The 16363-nt window shown below is 53.9% G+C and carries 17 protein-coding genes; 3 read left to right on the top strand and 14 right to left on the bottom strand.

Annotated features, from left to right (window positions below):
* Positions 1-285: 285 nt before the first annotated feature.
* From nrdF to BM427_RS08460, 5 genes are all read right to left on the bottom strand, one after another.
* Positions 286-1248, bottom strand: coding sequence for a class 1b ribonucleoside-diphosphate reductase subunit beta (nrdF, locus tag BM427_RS08480; protein ID WP_090120857.1), 963 nt, complete (start codon positions 1246-1248; stop codon positions 286-288).
* A gap of 10 nt (positions 1249-1258) precedes the next feature.
* Positions 1259-3403: a class 1b ribonucleoside-diphosphate reductase subunit alpha gene (gene nrdE, locus BM427_RS08475; protein ID WP_090120856.1), complete on the bottom strand. Its 2145-nt coding sequence runs from the start codon at positions 3401-3403 to the stop codon at positions 1259-1261.
* Entirely contained in the window at positions 3376-3786 is a 411-nt protein-coding gene (gene nrdI, locus BM427_RS08470) for a class Ib ribonucleoside-diphosphate reductase assembly flavoprotein NrdI (RefSeq protein ID WP_090120854.1), read from the bottom strand. The genes nrdE and nrdI overlap by 28 nt, the downstream gene beginning before the upstream one ends.
* A complete protein-coding gene (nrdH, locus tag BM427_RS08465; protein ID WP_090120853.1) occupies positions 3783-4028 on the bottom strand; it encodes a glutaredoxin-like protein NrdH in 246 nt (81 codons plus the stop codon). The genes nrdI and nrdH overlap by 4 nt, the downstream gene beginning before the upstream one ends.
* A 260-nt stretch (positions 4029-4288) precedes the next feature.
* Positions 4289-4615 (bottom strand): ElaB/YgaM/YqjD family protein, encoded by a 327-nt coding sequence (locus tag BM427_RS08460; RefSeq protein ID WP_090120851.1) that lies wholly within the window; start codon positions 4613-4615, stop codon positions 4289-4291.
* Between the two features lie 162 nt (positions 4616-4777).
* On the opposite strand from BM427_RS08460, the gene BM427_RS08455 reads away from it, so the two are divergent.
* Positions 4778-5125, top strand: a complete 348-nt coding sequence (locus tag BM427_RS08455) for a DUF2002 family protein (protein WP_090120850.1) — start codon at positions 4778-4780, stop codon at positions 5123-5125.
* Between the two features lie 178 nt (positions 5126-5303).
* Here BM427_RS08455 and alaE read toward each other — a convergent pair whose 3' ends face one another.
* A complete protein-coding gene (alaE, locus tag BM427_RS08450) occupies positions 5304-5753 on the bottom strand; it encodes an L-alanine exporter AlaE (protein WP_090120849.1) in 450 nt (149 codons plus the stop codon).
* A gap of 449 nt (positions 5754-6202) precedes the next feature.
* Complete coding sequence (locus BM427_RS08445; protein WP_090120847.1) at positions 6203-6382, bottom strand: GDFGVC terminal motif YodC-like protein; 180 nt, start codon at positions 6380-6382, stop codon at positions 6203-6205.
* Between the two features lie 176 nt (positions 6383-6558).
* On the opposite strand from BM427_RS08445, the gene BM427_RS08440 reads away from it, so the two are divergent.
* Positions 6559-6717 carry a YqaE/Pmp3 family membrane protein gene (locus tag BM427_RS08440; protein WP_090120846.1) on the top strand — a complete coding sequence of 53 codons (159 nt, stop codon included), beginning with the start codon at positions 6559-6561 and terminating at the stop codon, positions 6715-6717.
* A gap of 41 nt (positions 6718-6758) precedes the next feature.
* Here the strand turns inward: BM427_RS08440 and tcp are convergent, their stop codons facing one another.
* The 4 genes from tcp to BM427_RS08420 form a co-directional block, all read right to left on the bottom strand.
* Complete coding sequence (gene tcp / locus BM427_RS08435) at positions 6759-8420, bottom strand: methyl-accepting chemotaxis citrate transducer (RefSeq protein ID WP_090120845.1); 1662 nt, start codon at positions 8418-8420, stop codon at positions 6759-6761.
* 131 nt (positions 8421-8551) lie between these two features.
* Positions 8552-9976, bottom strand: a complete 1425-nt coding sequence (locus tag BM427_RS08430; RefSeq protein ID WP_090120843.1) for a DNA cytosine methyltransferase — start codon at positions 9974-9976, stop codon at positions 8552-8554.
* Positions 9977-10134: 158 nt separating this feature from the next.
* Positions 10135-10659 (bottom strand): rhodanese family protein, encoded by a 525-nt coding sequence (locus tag BM427_RS08425; protein WP_090120842.1) that lies wholly within the window; start codon positions 10657-10659, stop codon positions 10135-10137.
* A gap of 2 nt (positions 10660-10661) precedes the next feature.
* On the bottom strand, positions 10662-10973 hold the full coding sequence (locus BM427_RS08420; protein ID WP_090120840.1) for an ArsR/SmtB family transcription factor: 312 nt from the start codon (positions 10971-10973) through the stop codon (positions 10662-10664).
* 151 nt (positions 10974-11124) lie between these two features.
* Here BM427_RS08420 and BM427_RS08415 point away from each other — a divergent pair, with 151 nt between their 5' ends.
* The gene (locus BM427_RS08415; protein ID WP_244316552.1) at positions 11125-12387 is read left to right on the top strand and encodes a lipase family protein; all 1263 of its coding nucleotides are present in this window, start codon (positions 11125-11127) and stop codon (positions 12385-12387) included.
* Between the two features lie 80 nt (positions 12388-12467).
* Here BM427_RS08415 and BM427_RS08410 read toward each other — a convergent pair whose 3' ends face one another.
* Genes BM427_RS08410 through BM427_RS08400 form a run of 3 tightly spaced genes read right to left on the bottom strand, consistent with a single transcriptional unit; the run spans position 12468 to position 16287 of the window.
* Positions 12468-13478, bottom strand: coding sequence for a substrate-binding domain-containing protein (locus BM427_RS08410; protein WP_090120836.1), 1011 nt, complete (start codon positions 13476-13478; stop codon positions 12468-12470).
* A gap of 29 nt (positions 13479-13507) precedes the next feature.
* Positions 13508-14917 (bottom strand): sucrose-6-phosphate hydrolase, encoded by a 1410-nt coding sequence (locus BM427_RS08405; protein WP_090120835.1) that lies wholly within the window; start codon positions 14915-14917, stop codon positions 13508-13510.
* A complete protein-coding gene (locus BM427_RS08400) occupies positions 14917-16287 on the bottom strand; it encodes a sucrose-specific PTS transporter subunit IIBC (RefSeq protein ID WP_090120833.1) in 1371 nt (456 codons plus the stop codon). Before BM427_RS08400 ends, BM427_RS08405 begins: the two co-directional genes overlap by 1 nt.
* Positions 16288-16363: the final 76 nt, after the last annotated feature.

Raw genomic sequence — 16363 nt, 5'->3', positions numbered from 1 at the left:
TTCCGGGTCTGCGGAATTTGACGTTTGTAGAATCGTCTCTATTTCCCATGAGATAAGGGCTGACGACGGATGATGATTTTTTTCGGAATCGTCGGAAATCGCACCTGAAATGGTGTGCTTCAGGTGAAAATGACAAAGAAATTACAGTGTAGTGCCTGTTTCAATATTGTGCCGGAGAGATGCACAGATATTCTCATAATAGTCATAACCTTTTTCGCAGCGGGAATTTTTAAAAAGAATATTGGCGGGAATATTCCTCTCCCGCAAAGGGAGAGGAGCAGGGGGTTAAAAATTCCAGTCCTCGTCTTCGGTTTCGACGGCTTTCCCCATCACATATGAGGAGCCAGAGCCGGAGAAAAAGTCGTGGTTTTCGTCGGCATTCGGCGAAAGCGCGGCAAGGATTGCCGGGTTCACTTCCGCCATTTCCGCCGGGAAGAGCGCTTCATAACCGAGGTTCATCAGCGCTTTGTTGGCGTTATAACAGAGGAAGGCTTTCACCTCCTCGGCCCAGCCGCTCTCCGCGTACACATCTTCTGTATATTGCAGCTCGTTATCGTAGAGGTCCATCAGCAGATCCAGCGCGAAATTTCTCAACGCCTCGCGTTTTTCTGCGCTGACTTTCTCCAGTCCTTTCTGATACTTATAACCAATATAGTAACCGTGTACCGCTTCATCGCGGATGATCAGCCGAATCAGGTCTGCCGTGTTGGTCAGTTTGCCGCGGCTTGACCAGTACATCGGGAGCCAGAAGCCGGAGTAGAAGAGAAAAGACTCCAAAAAAACGCTGGCGATCTTCTTCTTCAGTGGTTCATCGGCACGGTAGTGTTGCAGGACGATCTGCGCCTTGCGCTGTAATGCCGGGTTCTCTTCGCTCCAGCGATACGCAGCATCGACATCTTTGGTCTGGCATAACGTGGAGAAAATGGAACTGTAGGAGCGGGCATGCACTGCTTCCATAAAGCTGACGTTCGACAATACTGCTTCTTCATGTGGCGTCAGCGCGTCGCTCATTAACGCGGGTGCGCCAACGGTATTCTGAATGGTGTCGAGCAGCGTCAGGCCGGTAAAAACGCGGATAGTTAGCTGTTGCTCTGCCGGGCTTAACGTCTGCCAGGCGGGAATATCGTTCGACAACGGCACCTTCTCCGGTAGCCAGAAGTTGCTGGTCAGCCGGTTCCACACCTCCAGATCTTTATCATCCTGGATTTTGTTCCAGTTCACCGCACTGATACGTGTTAGTTGGCTCATCCCTTTCTCCTTATAACGCGCAGGACACGCAGCCCTGGATTTCAGTGCCTTCCAGCGCAAGCTGGCGCAGGCGAATGTAGTACAGCGTCTTGATGCCTTTCTTCCAGGCGTAGATCTGCGCTTTATTTATATCGCGTGTGGTGGCCGTGTCTTTGAAGAACAGCGTCAGCGACAGTCCCTGATCCACATGGCGCGTGGCTTCGGCGTAGGTATCAATGATCTTCTCCGGGCCAATCTCATACGCATCTTCGTACAGCGCCAGGTTTTCATTGGTCATAAACGGTGCCGGGTAGTAAACGCGTCCGGTTTTACCTTCCTTGCGGATCTCAATTTTCGACACAATCGGGTGAATACTCGATGTCGCATGATTGATGTACGAGATGGAACCGGTAGGCGGAACCGCCTGTAAGTTCTGGTTGTAAATACCGTAACGCATCACATCTTTGCGCAGTTGCTGCCACATCTCACGGGTTGGGATTGTGATGCCAGCACGTTCAAACAGCGCCCGCACTTTTTCCGTTTTCGGTTGCCAGTCGATCTCAAGGTACTGGTTGAAATACTCGCCGCTGGCGTAGCGTGACGCCGGGAAACCGGCAAAATGCTGGCCGCGCTCACGGGCGATCATCATCGAGGTATGCAGCGCATGCCAGGTGATGGTGTAGAAATAGAAGTTGGTAAAATCGAGCCCTTCCGTGCTGCCATAGGCGATGCCTTCGCGCGCCAGATAACCGTGCAGATTCATCTGGCCCAGCCCAATGGCGTGTGAGGCGGCATTGCCGGTCTCAACAGACGGTACGGAGCGGATATGGCTCATATCGGATACTGCCGTCAGCCCGCGAATAGCGGTTTCCACCGTACGGCCAAAGTCCGACGAATCCATGGTGTGCGCGATATTCAGCGAGCCCAGGTTACAGGAGATATCGTGGCCGAACGTCGCATAATCGAGGTTTTCATCAAACGTCGAAGCGCTGTTGACCTGCAAAATCTCCGAGCACAGATTGCTCATATTGATGCGCCCGGCAATCGGGTTCGTACGATTTACCGTGTCTTCAAACATAATGTACGGATAGCCGGACTCAAACTGGATCTCCGCCAGCGTCTGGAAGAAGTCGCGGGCGTTAATGTAGCTTTTGCGCACGCGTGCGTCGGCCAGTAATTCATCATACAGCTCGCTAATTGCCACATCACCAAACGGTTTGCCGTACAGGCGCTCGACATCATAAGGTGAGAATAGCGCCATCTGCGCGTTTTCTTTGGCCAGTCGGAAGGTGACATCCGGGATCACCACACCCAGCGACAGGGTTTTGATGCGGATCTTCTCGTCGGCGTTTTCACGTTTGGTATCAAGGAAACGCAGAATGTCCGGGTGATGCGCATGCAGATACACCGCGCCCGCACCCTGACGCGCACCAAGCTGGTTGGCGTAGGAAAAGGCATCTTCCAGCATCTTCATTACAGGGATCACACCGGAAGACTGGTTTTCAATACGCTTGATCGGTGCGCCCGCTTCGCGCAAGTTGGAGAGCAGAAATGCCACACCGCCGCCGCGTTTGGAAAGCTGTAACGCCGAGTTCACCGCGCGGCCAATCGATTCCATATTATCTTCAATGCGTAGCAGGAAGCAGGAAACCAGTTCGCCGCGCTGCTGTTTGCCGCAGTTAAGGAAGGTTGGCGTCGCAGGCTGGAAGCGGCCAGAGAGGATCTCTTCCGCCAACTGCCGCGCCAGCGCTTCATCGCCCTGTGCCAGCGTCAGCGCGACCATGCAGACACGGTCTTCAAAGTGTTCAAGATAGCGTTTGCCGTCGAAGGTTTTTAGCGTGTAGCTGGTGTAAAACTTCCATGCGCCAAGGAATGTCTGAAAACGAAAACCGCTGGCGTGCGTCTGAGTTATCAGATCAACAATGAAAGCACGATCATAGCGTGCCAGCACGGTATCATCGTAATAACCTTCGCTCACCAGCCAGTTCAGTCGTTCATCCTGGCTGCTAAAGGTGACGGTATTGGGGCGTACGTGATTCGCGATAAAAGCGTCAACCGCCTCGTGGTCTTTATCAAACTGAATACGGCCATCTTTATCATAAAGATTCAGCATCGCATTCAGCGCATGGTAATCCGGCGCATCGTGTTTCACGCGCTCTGCGGTTGCCGTTGCCAAAATTCGCTCACTCCTTTACGCACATTGTTGATGTCTTGCTGCGTACCCATCAGCTCAAAGCGGTAGAGATACGGCACGCCGCATTTCTGCGATACCACATCACCTGCGCGACCATATGCTTCGCCAAAATTCCGGTTACCTGCGGCGATCACGCCGCGAATCAACGATCGGTTGTGCGGATCGTTTAAAAAACGGATCACCTGGCGGGGAACTGCACCTGCCGTTCCGCCGCCGCCATAACTGGGCACGACAAGGATATAAGGTTCATCTACCTGGATGCGTTCCCGCTCATTGAGCGGAATGCGCACTGCCGGCAACCCAAGACGCATAATAAAGCGCTGCGTATTTTCGGAGCTGCTGGAGAAGTAGACGAGGGGGCTCATGCGCTGGCCACGCTGGGGGCGCTATGCAGCCGGTTGATCATATCCGGGCGAAAGCCGGACCAGCGCGTTTCCCCGGCGATAACCACCGGTAACTGACGAAAGCCCATTGCGCGAAGCTCATCGGCCGCTTCAGGTACATGGTCAACATTCACCATTTCGAACGCCAGACCACGGTTTTCCATGGCACGTTTTGTGGCGTGGCACTGAACACAATCATTTCTAGTATAAATAGTAATGAGCATAATTCGTATTTCCGTTTAAACTCAAAGGACGGCACGAAGGTTCGCGTCAGTTAGTGTGTGTAACGGAAGTAATACTAGATGTAGTTATTTAAATATTCAACCACACAATATATAGGAAATTGTCATAGGCTTTGTCCAAAGAATGGACGCAATGGGTAAAGGTGATTTGTACGTATTTTACTCAGTAATACCGCGATGCGATGGCTAATAAAAACCCCTGCGCGGGTTAACCGGGCAGGGGTTTTTGCAAAAGCATGGGTTTAACGACGCAGACTGAGTAATGCGCCCACGAAAATACCAATAGCGGCAGCAGCGCCCACGCTGCACCAGGGTTTGTCTTTCACAAAGGTATCTGCACAACCCACGGCATCACGTGCCGCTTGTTGCACACGGTTGTGGCCATGCAGACGTGCGCGGGTCTCTTTTAACAGAGCTTGCGCTTTACGACGCGCGCTTTCCGCTTCGTCTTTGGCGTCACTGCCCCATGATTTAAGCACCTCTTCGAGGCTATCGGCTAATTGGTTTACATCGTTGTTGATATCCTCGACACCTTCATCAACATCACGGCGATTCGGTCTGTTAAACATAGGATCCTCCCTCGTTTTTGATATGAATTTTAGTTTAGACCATAATTTTTCATGCCTGCCGGCAATCAACTCTTTCACGTCCGTTTGTGGAATTTTCTGAATCACGGTCAATGCTTAGTCATGTAAGGTGGCGAGGCTGCAGAGAGATGACGAGGAAAATCTATGTATTTAAGACCCGATGAAGTGGCACGCGTGCTGGAAAACGTGGGATTTACAATGGATGTGGCGACGACAAAAACGTATGGTTATTGTCGCGGTGAAAATTATGTTTATGTGAATCGCGAAGCGCGAATGGGCCGTACGGCGCTGGTGATCCACCCCACGCTGAAAGAACGCAGTTCGTCGCTCGCGGAGCCCGCCTCGGACATTAAGTTATGCGCTCACTACCAGAATTTTCCGCTCTATTTAGGCGGCGACTCCCAGGAGCATTACGGTATTCCGCACGGATTCAGTTCGCGCGTCGCGCTGGAACGTTTTCTGAAAGGATTATTCGGCGAACAACAGCACTAAGAGCCTATCCCATTAAGCTATTTTATTTGCCAATTTGGTCCTGGGCAGTGCTTACCCTACTCACGTACTGCGTGTACGCTCCGGTTGTTGCGCGCGGTCCGTGTCCAAACTGGCTGCAACAATATATGCCTACTGGGATAAGCTCTAAACGATGGCAGGCATAGCCTGCCATCCTGTATCAGGCTTTGGCCTGGTGGTAACGACTCACCCGGAACAGGCGACGGCAGTAATCGAGGAAATAGCCGTAAACGGCGCCCATCATCATCGACAGCACAATATTGGAACTGACCGCAGCGACAATCTGATGCCAGTCCGCACCCACTGACCAGAGGATCGCCACATAAACCGGCGACTGGAAGGTGACATAGGCCAGCACATCCGCCAAATTTTTCATCCAGCCTGAAGGACTAATACGACGTGCATAACGCATAAAAGCATCGCGGTATAAACCATAAGGCCAGGCAATAATAATGTTCACCGGGATGGCGACCAGACGCGATGAAAGTGACTGTTCGAAGCTCATTCCGGAGAGAAATATTTCAATCAGCATGTTCACTACCGAACAATAGACAACCATCGCAAAGGTGTCTGCTACGGCGTGACGCAGGCGAGACTGCGAAGAGAACATGGTGCTGCTCCTTGAGAATCAACGAAAAGGCGGATAAACGGGTCTTTTAGCGTTTTGAAGTGGTTGGGTTGATGTGGATAGAGTATCCATCTGGTTTGAAACAAACAACTAGCGATAAATTTTTATTTTATTTTCTTTGTTGGATAAAGTGCTCTGTGTTTGCGCATTTTTTGCTTATTTCATTATTTTAACTGGAGTGGTTATTAAATCTATTCAATATCAAAAACTTATGGGTGGCGTGAGAAAAAATGCAGCACCCGGAGGCGAGAATAGACGGCGCGTTTTAGCGTACTCTGCTTCCGGCATGGGGATAAAATAACTAACAGCATTTTTTATGCTAATAAAGGTGTTTTTGCAGAATTTAGTTCTGATAATGGATGTGATTGTTTATGCTTATTTTTTGCATAAAATAATAGTCAGAGCGGTGGGGAACGCCCACCGCTAAGGGATTAGCAGACGCCGAAATCGCCGTCTTCGTTATACGGCGAGACATCTTCCGCTTTCAGCGTAATTTTGTCTGCCGTTTCATCGTGAACGGGCACCGCAACGATTTGATCCTGATGAACTTCAAGCACTTTAAGTTTTGGCCCGCCAACGCGCGGTTGCACAATATCACCGACAGAAAACATACCTTCCTCCTTTCTCATTTGTTGTGCCTCTAACCTTAGCCTGGAGACCATAGAGGGTACAGTGTAAAAAGAGGGTAAAAGCGCAAGGTGGAAGTGGCGGCACCTTGCAGAGTGTCTATTCTTAAAGAGAAAGTCTGTTATTTCAACTACCTGGAATTTTCTGCACAGGAGGCAACATGGGTTTCTGGCGCATTGTCTTGACGATTATTCTTCCGCCGCTCGGCGTGCTGCTTGGCAAGGGCTTTGGTTGGGCATTTATTATCAATATCCTGCTCACTCTGCTGGGCTACGTTCCCGGCCTTATTCACGCCTTCTGGATTCAGACCCGCAATTAATGCAGCGGCGCGATAACGGGTATCGCGCCTTTCCGGAGTCATCAGAACGTTTCCCAGTTGCTGTCCCTGGTGGTCGCCGTCGGTGTGGCCGGGCGCAGCACTGTCGGTTTTGGCGTACCCGCTTTTTTGCTCAGCAACGTGTTGTGTCCATTCACGCGGAACACTGCCACTGCCTGACGCAACTGCTCAGCCTGCTCTTCCAGTGCTGCAGAGGCCGCAGCGGATTCCTGGACCAACGAGGCGTTCTGCTGAGTGACGCTGTCCATCTGTGAGACCGCAAGGCTTACCTGCTCAATCCCTTTGCTCTGCTCATCGGAAGCGGAGGCGATTTCCCCCATAATGTCGGTCACGCGCGTCACAGCGTTGACGATCTCCTTCATGGTATCGCCTGCTTCGGCAACCAGCGTAGTACCAGAGTTTACACGGTTCACCGAGTTTTCAATCAGCGTCTTAATCTCTTTTGCTGCCTGTGCGCTGCGGCTTGCCAGCGTACGCACCTCACCGGCCACCACGGCAAAGCCGCGTCCCTGTTCGCCTGCGCGGGCGGCTTCCACCGCAGCGTTCAGTGCCAGAATATTGGTCTGGAAGGCAATACCGTCAATCACGCTGGTGATATGCGCGATCTGCTGGGAGCTGTCGGATATCTCGCTCATGGTACGCACCACATTGCTGACCACTGTACCTCCGCGGGCCGCCGTATCGGAGGCATTTTTCGCCAGTAGCGATGCCTGACGGGCGTTATCGGTGTTCTGCTTCACGGTGGCGGTGAGTTGTTCCATGCTGGCTGCGGTCTCTTCCAGCGAAGCCGCTTGCTGCTCGGTACGGGAAGAAAGATCGTTGTTGCCAGTGGTGATCTCGCTGGCACCGGTGTAGATCGAATCAGAACTGTTACGCACCGCGCTGACGGTCTGCACCAGCGCCGATTGCATCTCATGCAGGCCGGTTGCCAGTTGGCTCATTTCGTTGCGGCCTTCGGCGGCGATCGATTGCGTGAGATCGCCCACGGCAATGGCGCGAATATGCCCCATAATGCGGTGCAGTGGTTGTAGCAGAAGGTGTTGCAGGCCCAGCCAGATTACGACCATTACCGCAATAACCACCAGCAAAATGACGCCCAGCGTCCACTGCATACTGGTAAAGCTATTCTGGTTTTGCTGTGCCGCCGCTTGCAGGAAGGTGTTATTTTCCGCCCGCCACTTTGTATAGCTGGCGTCCATATCATCCTGTGCTTGTTGCGCGTCCAGGTTGCCGTAAGCCTCGTAATTATTGGCCCGCAGGAAAGTGATCGACTGCTGCAAAACGTCATGCATTTTGCTGATGTTCTGCGAAACCTCGTCGGCTAATGCACTGTTCTGGCCCGCCACGCGCGGCGTGTTTTTATAGTTATTAAAATAACCTTCGGCTTTGCCGAGCGAGTCGGTTGCCGTGGTGAGGAGTTTATCGATGCTGGCAAGGGAGGCTGGATCACGTTGGTTTTTCAAGAAGCGAATTGCCACGCGAGTGACGGTGACACGCGTTTTGACCAGAGTGTTAACGCTGTCGCCTAAGTTTTCTTGCTGTGTATTAAGAACCCCAGTGTTCTGGAAGTTCAGCCTGTCATTATTGACCGCAGAGTAGAAAAGTCCCCCGGTGACCAACTGGAGAAGGCAAAATATAGAAAGCGCGATAATGATGCCGGTAATAACCCGTATATTTTTGAGCATGACCATAGTCCGTAGAGAGTCGGGATTGCTCTGTTAATATCGGCCTGACCAAAGGTAACTTTATAATCGCTTTTTAAACACTTAATTAAGATTTAAATAAGTGCCCGGCATCTCACATACCGGGAAGTGCGTTACAGGTTGTTGCGGCGTTTTTTTACTGCCAGCGCAATACGCGGCTCCAGCAATTTCGCCACGGCGGCGAATACCGGCACCACCACCGAGTTACCAAACTGGCGGTAAGCCTGTGTGTCGGAAACCGGGATGCGAAACGGCTGTTCGCCGACTTTTTCAAAACCCATCAGACGTGCGCATTCGCGTGGCGTCAGGCGACGCGGACGGCGCGCCTGGTTCTCTGCATTGCCGAAATCCGCTTCACCCAGTGCTTTATTCCAGCCACGATCGACAAGGATCTCTGAGCCGTCTTTGTGATAACGCGCCGAGAGCGTGCGGGCCACGCTTGCGGCATTAGTGGGATCCACCAGCCCGAAACCGAAGCCATTCCCTTTTGCCGCATGTTTTTGCGCATAGCGATAGAGGTATTCCCAGAGCTTTGTCGACAACACATATTTGCTGTCGACAGTCGGGTCGAGCAGTTGGCCGAAAGTAGGGCGCTGCGTGGGGTAGAAGCGGTCGATATCGCGCAGGGTAAAGCCTTCACTGAGCTGTAAATCGCGGCGAAAACCGACCAGCACAATGCGTTCACGGTGTTGCGGTAAAAAGTGGCGGCCATCAATGATTTTCGGATCGTCTTTGCCGGAAACATCGGCATCTGCTACGTCATAGCCCAGTTCATCCAGCGTACTCATGATTACGCTGAAGGTTTTGCCTTTATCGTGGCTTTTGAGGTTCTTGACGTTCTCCAGCACGAAGATCGCCGGACGACGGGCTTTGATAATGCGCGCAACATCGAAAAACAGCGTTCCCTGTGCCTCGCACTCAAAACCGTGGGCACGACCGAGGGCATTCTTTTTACTTACCCCGGCGAGGCTAAAAGGCTGGCAGGGAAAGCCCGCCAGCAGTACGTCATGCTCGGGGATCTGCTGTTTGATATTGGCGTAAGCCTGGGCTTCAGAAACGGCTGGATTACCGCTCAACGTCACTTCGCGGATGTCCTGGTTAAAGGTGTGCATGGACTTATCGTTGTACCAGTTTGCTTTATAGGTGCGCACCGCGTTTTTATTCCATTCGCTGGTGAAGACACATTGCCCGCCGATAGCTTCAAACCCGCTGCGAATACCGCCAATACCGGCAAAGAGATCGATAAAACGGAAGCGATAATTGGGATGATGAGCGGGGGGCGAGGGAAGTAGAGCGCGTAGTTGCGCCTCTTCGGCGGCGGTCAGCATTTTTGCGCTGCCTTTACCATTTATCCAGCGATTGAGTGATTCACGGCTCCATTCCGCTTTTCCCGCCTTTTTCAGTTGCTCAGCCACGTACTTTTGTCCGTAGATTTCAAGTACCTGGTCGAGTAATGCCCGGTCGCGTTCCTGCTGTCGCTGTTGTTCAGTTTCTGCCTGCACCAGCAGTTCCTGCGCGAGTGAATCAAATTCCGCCATGGCGTCTCCTTGGATTGACGCTGTGAAATATATCACTCATTTGACCCAGAGGAGAAACGACAGACAATCTGTTATTGGCGGATAAACGCAACCGGTACGCTTTATGTCAACCACACGCCGTTATTAGACTGACAGATTTTCATCCCACACCCTTTCCCTCACACTTTGTTCCATGGCATTTTCGCCAACAGTAGCGCCATGCCGCACCAGCCGCTGACCCCGGCGAACAGCAGACCTGCGCCGACGAAACCAGATAGCAGGAAAAAGCCCGGATGTGCCGCGTAACCGAGTATCACGCCGAGCAGGATCAGGCTGCCCGCCACCATTTGTACCTGCTGCATCAGCGGACGCGGTTGGCGTTTATCTTCCACCGTCGGCAAGTGCGCCTGTTTCCAGCCATTCATCCCGCCTTCGAGGATGGCCACCTGCGCTTGCCCTGCGGCACGTACCAGCGCATCGGCATTTTGCTGCGTACGTCTACCGGACTGGCAATGAAAAATCACCGTTTGCGTGGGGGAATCGGTGACAATCGGCGCACCGTTCAGCAGTGCTTCCAGCGGCAGTGAAACGGCGCCTGGCAGGTGCTCGCGGCGAAATTCATCAGGCTGGCGAATATCGATAAGCAGTGCGCCTGCCGTTTGTTGCGCGCGTGCGTCAGCCGCAGAGATCAGGGTATAAGACATATTTACTCCTGCGGGCAGTAGAGCCCCTTGAGTGTGTTGATAATTTTGCTAACCGCTTCATCTTTAATAAAGTAGTTAACCCGCTGCGCCTGGCGCAGGCTTTCAACCAGACCTTCCTCTTTCATTCGCGCCAGATGTTGCGACGTCGCTGAAGGGCTAAGGCCCGTGACGGCGCTCAGTTCACCCGCAGAGGTGCCCGGCGCGTCGCACAGCATGCAGAGGATCAGCAGCCGGTGCGGATTGCTCATTGCTTTCAGCAAGCCAGATGCCTGCTCAGCCTGCTTCTGAAGTAACGGGATATCGGGTTTGGTCATAGCTTTTTAGTTTTCTCTAAATTTAGATAAATCTAAAATAAAGGGCACAGGAATTCAAGCACTGAATAAATCCCTAACACTTTTTGGTTGAATTCTCTTCAACACCTACGTTTACTGAGGGCAATGGGTGTCTATGTTTCCGGAGAAGATTGTGAAGGTTTTGAAATATGTGCTCTGCGCTGTCAGTATCTGGGGTAATGGCGCAAGTGCCTGGAGTAATGCCTTGCCCGTCGGGCCTGCGGCAGGCGATCAATCCCTTTCACCTTTTTATATCTGGGACGGTTCTTTGCCGGCGAGCCCCGGCATGATGTTGCGTGAAGAGCCGCTGCCCGCACAGCCGGAAATCACCTCAGCCAGCAAGGCGCAACGCATTCTGTATACCTCGCGCGATAAACGCTGGAACGCCGGAATTGTGCCGGTCAGCGGCGCGCTTTGGTTCCCGAAAGGTAACCCACCCGCCGGAGGCTGGCCGGTTCTTGCCTGGGCGCACGGTACGCTGGGTGTTGCTGATAGCTGTGCACCGTCGTGGACGAACCCGACAGCGCGGGATGCGCATTATATAAACCAGTGGCTCCAGCAGGGCTTTGCGGTTGTCGCCACCGATTATCAGGGGCTCGGTGGGCCAGGGCCACACCCGTATATGAACTGGGAGGCAGAAGGACGCTCGGTGCTCGACAGTGTACGCGCTGCGTTACAGACGTATCCCCAGCAGCTCGCGAATAACCTGGTGATCAGCGGCCAGTCACAGGGATCGGGCGCGTCGCTTGGTGCCAGCCTGATTGCGCCGGATTACGCGCCGGAATTGAAACTGCGCGCCACCCTTGCCACGGGTGTGGTCGCAACGTTTCCGGATGGGCCGGTAAAACCCGGTAACGCACGTCCGGGCCATCGCGATCCGTCACGTTTTACAATGTTACGATTGATTGGCGGCTCACTGCCGGATGGCGCACCACCTGCTGAAAAATGGGTAACAGAAAAAGGGGCGAAGCTGCTGGCATTGGCGAAAACCGCCTGTATGAGCGAGCTGGGCCGCTATGAGCGACGCGAAAAACTCGACGGCAGTGCGGCATTTATCGGCGGTTCCGCGCAAGTCAATAAGGCGTTGCTGCCGGTAACCGATATGCCGGTCAAAGCCTTCCCGGCACCGCTATTTGCCGCCACAGGCCTCGCCGATCACACCTTATCGCCGCACCATCAATACGCCGCAGTGGCTGCACTGTGCGCTGGCGGCAATGCGGTGGAGTGGAAAACCTATCCCGGCATTACCCATAATGGCACCGTCAATGTTGCTTTCGCCGATGAACTGAAGTTTGTCCGCGGCGTGATGGAAAACGCCCCACAGCCCAATAGCTGTGGTTCGTTGCAGCCGCCAGGGAAATTGCAGCAGCCCACGAAGGGCGTGGCGTTTAATTAGTCGCTCAAACAAAAGCCCTGATGGGGCTTTTGTTTAATTATCGCGGTTACCTGGCTAACTATCAGAATTCCGGGCAGCCATTATTGGGTATGACGCCAGCGCAATGTCGCGGGTAGTACGCGCTGCGGCATAGCCGGTTCGTTGCCTTCAATCATCTGGGTGATTATCTCGAAGCAATCCTGCGCCAGACGCGGCACGTTCTGCTCGACGGTATCAATGTGCAGCGACAGCGAATCATACAGGTAGTGATCGTCAAAGCTGGCGATATGGATTTCGCTTTCCAGCAAATGATGCTGGCTCATATAGCGCAGCACCCCTTCAAGCAGCCCGCAGGCGGCGGTAAACAGCGCTTTCGGCGGGCGCCCCAGTCTTGCGCACAGCGCCGCAAACATCTCGTAACCACTGCTCGGGTGGTAGTTACCGTGAATAATCCATTCCGGGCGCGGCGTTACGCCCGCACGCTCCAGCCCCTTCATAAACCCGGCGAGCCGATCTTTGGTGGGAGAAAGACGTGGCTGGCCACCAAGAAAATAGATTTCGTCGGGGGTTGCCCGCGCCAGACGTTCGACTAAATCCGCCGTCGGCGTCAGCGAATCGGTGATCACCAGCGGCAACAGTGTGTCATTAATATGGCGGTCAAACAGCACCACCGGCAACTGCTCGCTGAGCTTCACGTAGTCGCTGTCGCTTTGCATGCTGGAGGCGACAATCAGGCCATCCACCTGGCGTGCGACCAAATTATTGACTACCACCGTTTCCTGGCTGGCATTTTCGTCGGTACAGGCGATCAGCAGTTGCAGACCGGCTTCGCGGCAGAGGTTTTCCAGCTCATGAGAAAAAACGGCAAAACCGTAGTTGGTGATCTCTGGCACCACCAGCCCCAGTGTGTGGCTGCGGTTTTCGCGCAGCATGCGGGCATAAATGCTCGGCTGGTAGTGATGTTGCTGAGCGAGCGCCAGGACGCGTTCGCGTGTCTCCGGCGCCACGCGCAGCTCTTTGCCGCGGCCGTTAAGCACCAGGCTGGCAGTGGCTTTCGACACCCCCGCCAGCGCAGCGATATCACTAATGGTAACGCGTTTTGTTTTTCGCACGGTTTTGCATCGTTTAAGGAAACAAGTAATTATTCTACCATGCAAGAACGTAACGACCAGTAGTGGGCCTGTACTTCAGCGCTTCCGCGTAAGGTTAATTGCGTTGGATGCATGGGGAAATAGCGGTTGCTCATCACCCCTTCGCCATCGTTGATAAAGATCTCCACACTTGAGCGATCGCAGAAGATCTGCAACTTCTGTGCGCTACCGCGCCAGTAACGGTACTGCCACTCGCCGGTTTTCAAGCTGCGGCGGGCCAGACGCAGCTCATCGCAGCACCATTCGAGAGTGAGTGTATCGGCGAAATTCAGCGTTAACTCGCCCTTGCTTTCCAGCACCAGCTCAAGTTGCTCTGCTTTCAGTACCGGCATCGCTTCTGCCATACCGCGATAGCGCTGTTCTTCACCGCGCAGTGTCTGTAGCTCAGCCACCGGTTGCTGGTAGAGCTTACCGTTATGTTCAGTCAATTCGCGCAGGCAGGTCATCTGGTGGATCCAGCTATTCGCCACGGTTGGCTGCAACATCTCTTCGCCGTCCGGTACCCCCATCCAGCCGACCAGCAGGCGGCGGCCATCATCGGTGAGTGTGGTTTGCGGGGCGTAAAACTCAAATCCGGCATCCAGTTCGGCAAACTCTCCATGGTGATACTGCGCACGGGCATAATCCAGCGTGCCGCTGAGATACGCGCTCGGGTAAGTATTGAGATAGCGTTTCTCCTCGCGCACCACACCCTGCGGGCAGCAGATCAGGAAGGTGTGGTCGCCAAGGGTGAACATGTCGGGGCACTCCCACATGTAGCCCGCATCGCCCAGCCCGTTCAGGCCGCTACCGGCGATTTCACCGAGGTTTTGCCAGTTCCACAAATTCTCTGAGCGCAGCAGCAACACCTTGCCCTGTAACTGTAAATCCTGTGCGCCGAGCACCATGTACCACTGCCCGTCGTGCCGCCATACTTTCGGGTCGCGGACATGGCCGGTATAACCATGCGGCAAAGGAATGGCCGGGCCGAGCTTGTCGAAACCGCCGTCGCTGTTTTGTACCGCCAGGCACTGCCAGGCGGTGCGGGAGCTGTCGTCGAACTTCACGTTGCCGGTGTAGCACAGTGTCAACACGCCACTGTTATCAATGGCGCTGCCGGAGTAGCACCCATTGCGGTCATACTCTTCGTCAGGCATCAGCGCGATGGGTTCATGCTGCCAGTGGACTAAATCCGCCGAACTCCAGTGCGCCCAGCATTTGTGCAGGTGCTGACAACCCAGCGCATTCCACTGGTAGAACAGGTGATAACGTCCGGCGAACTGGATAAAACCGTTCGGATCGTTAAGCAGCCCGGTCACCGGGGCAAGGTGCCAGGCGGGGTAGTGTGGATCGGCCAGCGCTTTCGGCTGGCCTTTCATGACTGCCTGCAGCATGGCAGGCAGCAGGGGGGTTGAAGCCATTATTCGGAGTCCGTTTTGTATTTCAGCAGGTAAGAGATAACAAACGCGGCGCTAAATGCAATCACCATTCCAATAACATAGTTGAGCAGCGAGCTGGCCTGCACAATCGCCATACCAGGGATGCCCGTCAGACCGACCGCCGTCATATACACATGCACCGAAACCACCCACGCGCCGCCTGCAGCCCCGCCGATAAGTGCGGCAATAAAGGGTTTTACAAAGCGCAGGTTGATACCGAAAATCGCTGCCTCGGTAATGCCGAGCAGTGCCGAGAAAGCGGAAGGCAGGGTGATGGCTTTGATCTTCGCATCTTTTGTTTTAAACCACACCGCCAGACAAGCACCGCCCTGCGCGACATTAGCCATCGCCCAGATCGGCAGCAGAAAGTTGACGCCGATAGAGGGATTGCCCAGCAGTCCGGCTTCAATGGCGTGAAAACTATGATGCACGCCAGTAATTACAATCACCGAATAGATCCCGCCAAACAGCATACCGGCCAGCCAGCCTGCGTGGCTTATCAATGTGCTGAGAACAAAGGATATGCCGTCGCCCAGTGCACGACCCGCCGGGCCGATAACCAGCATGGCGATAAAACCAGAGATAATCACCGTCAGGAACGGCGTCAGGATCAGATCCAGCGCATCCGGGATCACCCGACGCAGTTGCTTTTCCAGCAGGCTCATAAACCACACTGCCAGCAGCACCGGGAAAACGGTTCCCTGGTAGCCGATCATCGCGACTTCGATACCGAAAAAGTTCATGGTATGGAAGCCAGCTGCTACGCCCCAGGCATTGGTCAGCGCCGGGTGTGTCAGAATACCGCCCAGCGTCGCGCCAAGATAAGGATTACCGCCAAACTCGCGGGCAGCGGTAAAGCCAATCAGGATCGGCAGAATGATAAACGCCGCCGAACTGAACATGTCGAGCATGATGTACAGCGCGTTGTCCGGGTTAACCCAGCCGTAGGTTTTCACCATTCCCAGCAGCCCCATCAGCAAGCCGGAGGCAACAATCGCCGGGATAATGGGCACGAAAATGTTCGACAGCAGGCGGGCAATGCGCTGGAACGGGTTGAGCTTGCGCGCGGCGATATCGGCGGCTTCTGACTTGCTCGATTCGTTGATCCCGGCCTCGGCGATAAACGCGGCGTAAACTTTATTCACTACGCCGGTACCGAAAATAATCTGCAACTGCCCGGCGTTACGAAAACAGCCTTTCACGCCGTCAACTTTGCCGATTGCTGCGGTATCGGCTTTAGCGTCTTCTACCAGCACTAAGCGCAGACGCGTGGCGCAGTGTGCGGCGCTGGCGATATTATCCTTACCACCCAGCAGCGGCAGTAGCGCGCGGGCAATTTGTGCAAAATCCATAATAACCTCTGTATTCTCGTTATTGTGGTGTTAACCCGGTTGAGACGACCCCCGCACCCCGCAGGGGCCGAACTCA

Origin of the sequence: Kosakonia arachidis (assembly GCF_900116535.1) — a bacterium.
Lineage (GTDB): Bacteria > Pseudomonadota > Gammaproteobacteria > Enterobacterales > Enterobacteriaceae > Kosakonia > Kosakonia arachidis.
This window is presented reverse-complemented; position numbering and strand designations above follow the sequence as displayed.

What these genes read in the sequence shown, in the direction of transcription:
- BM427_RS08460 (WP_090120851.1), bottom strand. Translation starts at nt 4,615, where the DNA reads ATGTTTAACAGACCGAATCGCCGTGATGTTGATGAAGGTGTCGAGGAT.
- BM427_RS08400 (WP_090120833.1), bottom strand. Translation starts at nt 16,287, where the DNA reads ATGGATTTTGCACAAATTGCCCGCGCGCTACTGCCGCTGCTGGGTGGT.
- alaE (WP_090120849.1), bottom strand. Translation starts at nt 5,753, where the DNA reads ATGTTCTCTTCGCAGTCTCGCCTGCGTCACGCCGTAGCAGACACCTTT.
- nrdI (WP_090120854.1), bottom strand. Translation starts at nt 3,786, where the DNA reads ATGAGCCCCCTCGTCTACTTCTCCAGCAGCTCCGAAAATACGCAGCGC.
- BM427_RS08430 (WP_090120843.1), bottom strand. Translation starts at nt 9,976, where the DNA reads ATGGCGGAATTTGATTCACTCGCGCAGGAACTGCTGGTGCAGGCAGAA.
- BM427_RS08420 (WP_090120840.1), bottom strand. Translation starts at nt 10,973, where the DNA reads ATGACCAAACCCGATATCCCGTTACTTCAGAAGCAGGCTGAGCAGGCA.
- BM427_RS08445 (WP_090120847.1), bottom strand. Translation starts at nt 6,382, where the DNA reads ATGTTTTCTGTCGGTGATATTGTGCAACCGCGCGTTGGCGGGCCAAAA.
- nrdF (WP_090120857.1), bottom strand. Translation starts at nt 1,248, where the DNA reads ATGAGCCAACTAACACGTATCAGTGCGGTGAACTGGAACAAAATCCAG.
- BM427_RS08405 (WP_090120835.1), bottom strand. Translation starts at nt 14,917, where the DNA reads ATGGCTTCAACCCCCCTGCTGCCTGCCATGCTGCAGGCAGTCATGAAA.
- BM427_RS08440 (WP_090120846.1), top strand. Translation starts at nt 6,559, where the DNA reads ATGGGTTTCTGGCGCATTGTCTTGACGATTATTCTTCCGCCGCTCGGC.
- tcp (WP_090120845.1), bottom strand. Translation starts at nt 8,420, where the DNA reads ATGCTCAAAAATATACGGGTTATTACCGGCATCATTATCGCGCTTTCT.
- BM427_RS08425 (WP_090120842.1), bottom strand. Translation starts at nt 10,659, where the DNA reads ATGTCTTATACCCTGATCTCTGCGGCTGACGCACGCGCGCAACAAACG.
- nrdH (WP_090120853.1), bottom strand. Translation starts at nt 4,028, where the DNA reads ATGCTCATTACTATTTATACTAGAAATGATTGTGTTCAGTGCCACGCC.
- BM427_RS08455 (WP_090120850.1), top strand. Translation starts at nt 4,778, where the DNA reads ATGTATTTAAGACCCGATGAAGTGGCACGCGTGCTGGAAAACGTGGGA.